This is a genomic window from Dialister sp., assembly GCF_036343215.1.
In the GTDB taxonomy this organism is placed as follows: domain Bacteria; phylum Bacillota; class Negativicutes; order Veillonellales; family Dialisteraceae; genus Dialister.
In genome coordinates this window covers 1-6,289 of sequence record NZ_JAZASU010000097.1, presented here as the reverse complement: position 1 = coordinate 6,289, position 6,289 = coordinate 1, and the positions used below count along the sequence as shown (strand labels likewise).

The 6,289-nt window shown below is 49.7% G+C and carries 5 protein-coding genes; all 5 read left to right on the top strand.

The annotated features are described in order from the left end of the window. Window positions 1-472, top strand: a 472-nt coding sequence (locus VZT47_RS08980; RefSeq protein ID WP_330224627.1) for a sodium ion-translocating decarboxylase subunit beta, incomplete at its 5' end; no start/stop codon positions are given. 615 nt (window positions 473-1,087) lie between these two features. Further along, on the top strand, window positions 1,088-2,113 hold the full coding sequence (locus VZT47_RS08975; RefSeq protein ID WP_330224626.1) for a hypothetical protein: 1,026 nt from the start codon (window positions 1,088-1,090) through the stop codon (window positions 2,111-2,113). A gap of 368 nt (window positions 2,114-2,481) precedes the next feature. Continuing rightward, window positions 2,482-2,793: a phospho-N-acetylmuramoyl-pentapeptide-transferase gene (locus VZT47_RS08970; RefSeq protein WP_330224625.1), complete on the top strand. Its 312-nt coding sequence runs from the start codon at window positions 2,482-2,484 to the stop codon at window positions 2,791-2,793. A 374-nt stretch (window positions 2,794-3,167) separates the two neighbouring features. Next, the gene (locus VZT47_RS08965; protein WP_330224624.1) at window positions 3,168-4,319 is read left to right on the top strand and encodes a sodium ion-translocating decarboxylase subunit beta; all 1,152 of its coding nucleotides are present in this window, start codon (window positions 3,168-3,170) and stop codon (window positions 4,317-4,319) included. A 343-nt stretch (window positions 4,320-4,662) separates the two neighbouring features. After that, window positions 4,663-6,036, top strand: coding sequence for an aminopeptidase (locus VZT47_RS08960; RefSeq protein ID WP_330224623.1), 1,374 nt, complete (start codon window positions 4,663-4,665; stop codon window positions 6,034-6,036). The last annotated feature ends 253 nt before the right edge of the window (window positions 6,037-6,289 follow it).

The following is a 6,289-nucleotide window of genomic DNA, read 5'->3' as shown; positions in this document are numbered from 1 at the left end:
ATCCCTGCTCCTCCCGCCGGTAGCAGCACTGATGGGCATGCTCTGCCTGGGCAACCTGTTTGAAGTATCCGGCGTAACTCATCGTCTTTCCGATACCGCTCAGAATGCACTGTGCAACATCGTTACGATATTCCTCGCAACCGGCACAGGCCTGACCATGACCGGTGATAAATTCCTCCGTCTCCAGACCATCGAAATCATCTGCCTCGGCCTCGTTGCATTCGCAGCAGGCACCGCAGGCGGCGTGGCATTTGGCCAGATCATGAGAATTGTATCCGGCAACAAGGTAAACCCGCTGATCGGTTCCGCAGGCGTATCTGCCGTACCAATGGCAGCCCGCGTATCCCAGGTGGTAGGTCTTCGCGACAACCCGTCCAACTACCTGCTCATGCAGGCTATGGGCCCGAACGTAGCAGGCGTCATTGGTACTGCCGTAGCAGCAGGCACCATGCTGGCTCAGTTCGGAGGCTGATTCTTAGTCTCACGGCAATAAAAAACATCCTCTTCGGAGGATGTTTTTTTATTGCCTGTTTGAGAGATAGATGGATTGAGTCAGCTGCAGTATTCGTGGGTCAGCCCTGAAAGGGACATGCCCCGGTATAGGCAATCTCGAGATTTCGTGGTTCGTGATTCGTGGTTCGTGGAGGTGGCGGCCTTTCGGCTGCAAATTATATATGGGGGATGTGCACAGGCGTATTATTGGAGGCATAGGTCAGATAGGGCGACCTGAGTCAACTGCGGTATTCGGGCCTTAGCCTCACCACGGCATGTCCCGGTAGAGGCAGAAGCGAGATTTCGGGGTGCGGGGTTCGGGGTGCGGGAAGGTGGCGGCCCTGATGGGCCGCAAATTATATATAGGGGATGTGCACAGGCGGGGATAAAAAGCTCTTTAGTAATAATTTCACGCCGAAGGCCGTGCGCGGAGCGCACTATATAAATTGGTTCGCGCAGCGAACCATATCCATCACTTACCACTTATCACTGACCACTTTTCTGGAATCAACGATGATTGCATATCGTCTTTCAGGGTAATAGAGTTATAATATAGAGGACTGAAGAAATGAAATTTCGAAAGGAGGCGTACTGCATGAAATTGAAGGGAAAGCTGCTGGGGGCATTGCTTCTGGGGATGCTCATGGCAGGGGGCATGATTCCTGCCCGGGCGGCGGATTCTCTCCCGGTGAAGGCGGAAGCTTTCATTGCGGAAGCAAAGGATGCCGGAAATATGGAGAAGAAGGAAGCTTCGGATCCTGTAAAAGCTGCTCCTGCAGGGACGGAATCGTTGGAGTCCGACGTTTCTAAGGAGGAAGAAAAGGAAGCTCCGGAAGAGGATGCAAAGCCGAAAGTGGATCCCATGGCTGGGAGAAGTGAAAAGCTGCTGAAGGAATTTTACCTCATCGACGGAGGAACCTATGAAAAGGTGACGGGACTTCTGAAAAGTCTGAATCCCGCGGTTACCGGGCTTCCTGTCGATGACAAGGCTTATTATTTCCGCCTGGACAAGAAACTGACGGATAAATATTTCCGCCATGTGAAAACCTATGATACGAATACCCATGAGGAACTGGGTGAATTCCTGGTAGCAAAGGATAAAAGCTCTGTCTGGCGCATGGATGGGGACAATCCCGGCATGATCTTTGGCAGTGCGGAAAAGCTTCTCAAAAAGAGTCAGCTTCTGGTATATCCGCGGTATCTGGCCCTGGGCAGCAAGGGTATCGTCCGGCTGGGAGTTCCAGGCAATGTGCCGGCGGAAGTTTCGGCCAAATCGATGAATGAAAAAATCGTCCGGGTCGATGAGGATGGGATTATTGAACCTGTTTCTATGGGCAAGGTGTCCATCCTGGTGGATTATGTGCTGGGCGACCAGAAGGGGACGGCAGTCAGGGAAATCAATGTGCTCACGAAGGAAGAGCTCCAGCAGCTGGCCTATGCGGCTTACCTGAACCGGATTTATATTCAGCAGATGATGTGGTATGACGATTTCTGGGGAGATCCCTGGTGGGGAAGACCCTATGGATTCCGTCACCGCCATCGCCCACCGCCCCCGAGACATGGTCACAGGCCCCCGCCCCCGCCCCGAGGAGACCACAGACCCCCGCCCAGGCATAGATAGGCGGCTTGGGAAATAGGAAGGCTGAAAAACAGGAAATAAAAAGTGAATAGTTATCAGTGTCCACTATGGGACAGTTCAGGATATCCTCACAGAGCGGTTCCATTCTCGCTCTGTGAGGATATCTTTATTCAATCAACTGTTGAGAGCCATTAGCTATGAACTGTAAGAAGCAGCAGGGTCATTTTATAGGAAAGGCGCCTTTATTATTTTAAGGCGCCACCACCCCGACAACCCCGATACTCCCGATCGCCCCGACTCCCCCGATTCAGAAATGTGAATACAGAGTCAGGAGGGACAGTGTTAGAAAATCCCCTTGCTTTATCCCCAAAATCTTGATAAACTATAGACTGTATAAGGAGAGTACAAGTATGCAGTTAATTGATTTATCTGATGTAAAAGATTTCCATGCCGGGCGGTTTCTTCTGTTCTGGCTGATTGCTTCCATTGTGGCCGTCATCGTGGCTTACAGTATCGGCCAGGAAAACAAGCATAAATGGTTCCGCCAGAGAAGTACGAACGGTATCTTCGAGCGGCGCGGCGTATTTGGCAACCTGAGCCTTCTGGGTGTTCCCACTTCCATTCCGGGACTCCTCATTACCATCGGTATTTTCGTGGCTTCCGGCCTCATCTGGGCACTTCTGGTATTCGCAGTCCTTCCGATTTTCGGAATCAACCTGTAATTCAATATTCAACTGAATAATCCCTTTCCTGCGGATGGCACGGGGGCAGGAAATAAAAGGACAGACCTGGCATTGAAAAATGTCAGGTCTTTTTTTAAAAATAGAAATAGTGATAAGTGAGTAGTGGTAAGTGATCAGTGGCGGTGGCGCCGCTTTCGCGGCGCAAGTATTTATAGAGCTTTCCCTTCAATGAGGCCAGAGGCCGTGCGCGAAGCGCACTATATAAAATTGGTTTCCGCAGGAAACCATATCCGCCCCGACAGCCCCGACACTCCCGATATGCCCGACATTCCCGATTCAAAAGCTTATCCGCTATAATGCTCATCTTTATTTTATATACTATAGGAAGATTTTATTCCCAACAGGAGGTACACATGACAGTCTGGGAAAGTATTGCGAAGGAATTATTCAGCGGGGTCCTCGGTATGGGGGATCCTCTGGTATGGGTAATGATGGCCATCGGGGCTATTCTTATCTGGCTGGGGGTAAAGAAAGATTATGAACCGGTGCTGCTTTTCCCCATGGGGGTGGGCTGTATTCTGGCCAATATCCCCGGTCATTTTGCAGTCATGCCCACGAGCGGGGGAGAACCGGGCTTCCTTTCCGTCCTCTATCAGGCAGGGATTGCCAATGAACTTTTTCCGGTGCTGATTTTTATCGGGGTTGGCGCCATGTGCGAATTTGATCCATTGATCCGCGCTCCCTATGTCATGATTTTTGCAGCGGCTGCCCATTTTGGAATTTTTGCAGCCACCCTGGCGGCATCTCTTGTGGGTTTTCCATTCAATGAAGCCGCATCCATTGGTATTATCGGGGCAGCCGATGGACCGACCACGATTTTCGTGGCTCAGAAATTTGCCACAAATCTTCTGGCCCCTCTTACGGTGACTGCTTTCTGTTATATGTCCCTGGTACCGATTATCCAGCCCCCCATTGTGAAACTTCTCACCACGAAACATGAAAGGCGTATTCGCATGCCTTACCGGGCAGAAAAACCGGTATCGAAGACGGCTCTTTTCCTTTTCCCTCTCATGATTGTAGTGATTGCCGGAATTCTGGCACCGATTTCCGTACCTTTAATCGGGGCCCTCATGTTTGGCAACCTTCTCAAGGTTTCCGGAGTGACGGAGTCCCTTTCTGATACGGCCCAGAATGAACTGTCCAACCTGACTACCCTGCTTCTTGGCATTACGGTAGGCGGTACCATGACGGCAGAAAATATCCTTACCATGGATGTTCTCAAAATTCTCTGCCTTGGGGCGATTGCTTTTGTATTTGATACGGTGGGCGGACTTCTCTTTGCAAAGATTGCCAACCTTTTCCTCAGAAAGAAAATCAACCCTATGATCGGCGCCTGCGGTATTTCCGCATTCCCCATGTCCGGTCGGCTTATTGCCAAAATGGCCCTTAAAGAAGACCATACGAATTACATCATCCAGCATGCTATGGGGGTCAATGTGGCCGGCCAGGTAGCATCTGTAGTAGCCGGAGGGCTTGTTTTGGCCCTGATTCCGGTTTTAATGTAAGGAGGGAATTATGTCCAGCGTAGAATCTGCTTTAACCATGATGGTCATTGCCTATCCTCTTCTTTTCGTAGTGATGGCTCTTTTTGCGGGGCTGACGTACCTTTTGAATAAGGTATTTTCCAAGTAAACGGCATCTCAATCCTGTGAATCGTGATCCGTGGACCGTGAAGGTGGCGCGCGTCAGAAATGGGGTGCGCCTTTTATATTTGAATCTTTTCGGTCTTTACTTCAGAAATGAAAAACTAAAAACTAACTGCTAACGGCTGGCGGCTAACATCTTTCCCACCTGTTTCTTTATCATGGTATAATATTGCTATACAAATAACTAAAGGAGGACTTACTCATGAAAGAACCATACAGCAGAACGAAATCCGTGTGGCAGCGGATGAACCAGACTGAAAGAAAGGCGGTCATGGCCTACGGGGAAAAGTACAAAACTTTCCTCGATACCGCCCGGACCGAGAGACTCGCCGTTACCGAAATCCTGCGTCAGGCCGAGGAAAAGGGTTTCAGGCCTCTTTATGAAATGAAAGATTTGAAGCCGGGAGATAAAGTTTACTGGAACCAGAAGGGGAAATCCGTGATTCTGGCAGTTATTGGCAAAGAACCAGTTCATGAAGGCATTAAAATCGTGGGCTCCCATATCGATTCGCCGCGGCTGGACCTTAAAGCCAATCCGGTGAGCGAAAAAGAAGGAGTCGTGTATTTCCGCACCCATTATTACGGGGGTATCAAGAAATACCAGTGGCCCACCATTCCTCTGGCCTTAATCGGCGTGATTTTCAGGAAAGACGGTACAAAAGTGGAAATCAATGTGGGCATGAAAGAAGAGGACCCCATATTCTATATTTCCGACCTTCTCATCCATATGGCCCAGGACCAGATGAAGAAACCCCTGGCTGAAGGTATTACCGGCGAACAGCTCCAGGCCATTGCCTGGACGAATATCGAAGGCAAAGCCAAAGCCAAAGAATTGTTCATGAAATTCCTGAAAGACACTTATGGCATTGAGGAAGAAGATTTTGCCACGGCGGAATTGGAAGTGGTTCCTGCCACAAAGAGCCGGGATGTGGGATTTGACCGGAGCCTCATCGCCTCTTACGGGCAGGATGACCGGGTCTGCTCTTATGCCAATTTCTCTGCCATCCTTGATGCGAAACCGGGTGTCAAGACCCAGGCTGCACTTTTAACGGATAAGGAAGAAATCGGTTCCTATGGAAATACGGGGATGGAATCTTCCTATTTCGTGAAATTCGTCATGAAAATGCTGGCCCTCCAGGGACAGAATTCGATTCTTGACTTCTATGAAACCATGGAAAACAGTGAAATGCTTTCTGCCGATGTCAATTCCTGCCTGGACCCCATGTTCCCGGAAGTTTCTGAAAGGGACAATGCTTCCTTCCTGGGCTATGGCATTAACCTGACGAAATATGGCGGAGCGAGAGGCAAAAGCGGCAGCAATGATGCCAATGCGGAATTCCTCCAGAAAATCAGGACCATTTTCGACGAGGCCGGTGTCTGCTGGCAGATCGGAGAACTGGGTAAAGTCGATCAGGGAGGCGGCGGAACGATTGCTTTCATGATGGCTGACTGGGGAGCAGAAGTGGTAGACTGCGGGACAGCCATGCTTTCCATGCATTCTCCCTATGATTTACTTTCCAAGGCTGATGCGTACGAAACGTATCTGGCGTATAAGGCTTTTTTCGAGAGCAAATGAGTGACTGTTTTTTGTAAGAGTGATAGCAGCAGGTAGAAATGGCGCCTTTTCAGGGCGCCGTTTTTTATGGGAAATCATGGACGTCCCTGAAATCAGTTCGCGAAACAAAAGCTTAATAAAATTCTAATGATACAAATCGCGTTTTTTGCTACTATACCTGTGGAAAACCGAAAAGGCCAAAGCAGAACCGCCCAAGTCCATCAATACCCGGGATGATGGAAAAGCGGGGATGCTTACATGTAAAAGGTTTTCT

Excerpts from the sequence above, each read along its gene's own strand:
- VZT47_RS08975 (WP_330224626.1), top strand. The coding sequence starts at position 1,088 with ATGAAATTGAAGGGAAAGCTGCTGGGGGCATTGCTTCTGGGGATGCTC.
- VZT47_RS08970 (WP_330224625.1), top strand. The coding sequence starts at position 2,482 with ATGCAGTTAATTGATTTATCTGATGTAAAAGATTTCCATGCCGGGCGG.
- VZT47_RS08965 (WP_330224624.1), top strand. The coding sequence starts at position 3,168 with ATGACAGTCTGGGAAAGTATTGCGAAGGAATTATTCAGCGGGGTCCTC.
- VZT47_RS08960 (WP_330224623.1), top strand. The coding sequence starts at position 4,663 with ATGAAAGAACCATACAGCAGAACGAAATCCGTGTGGCAGCGGATGAAC.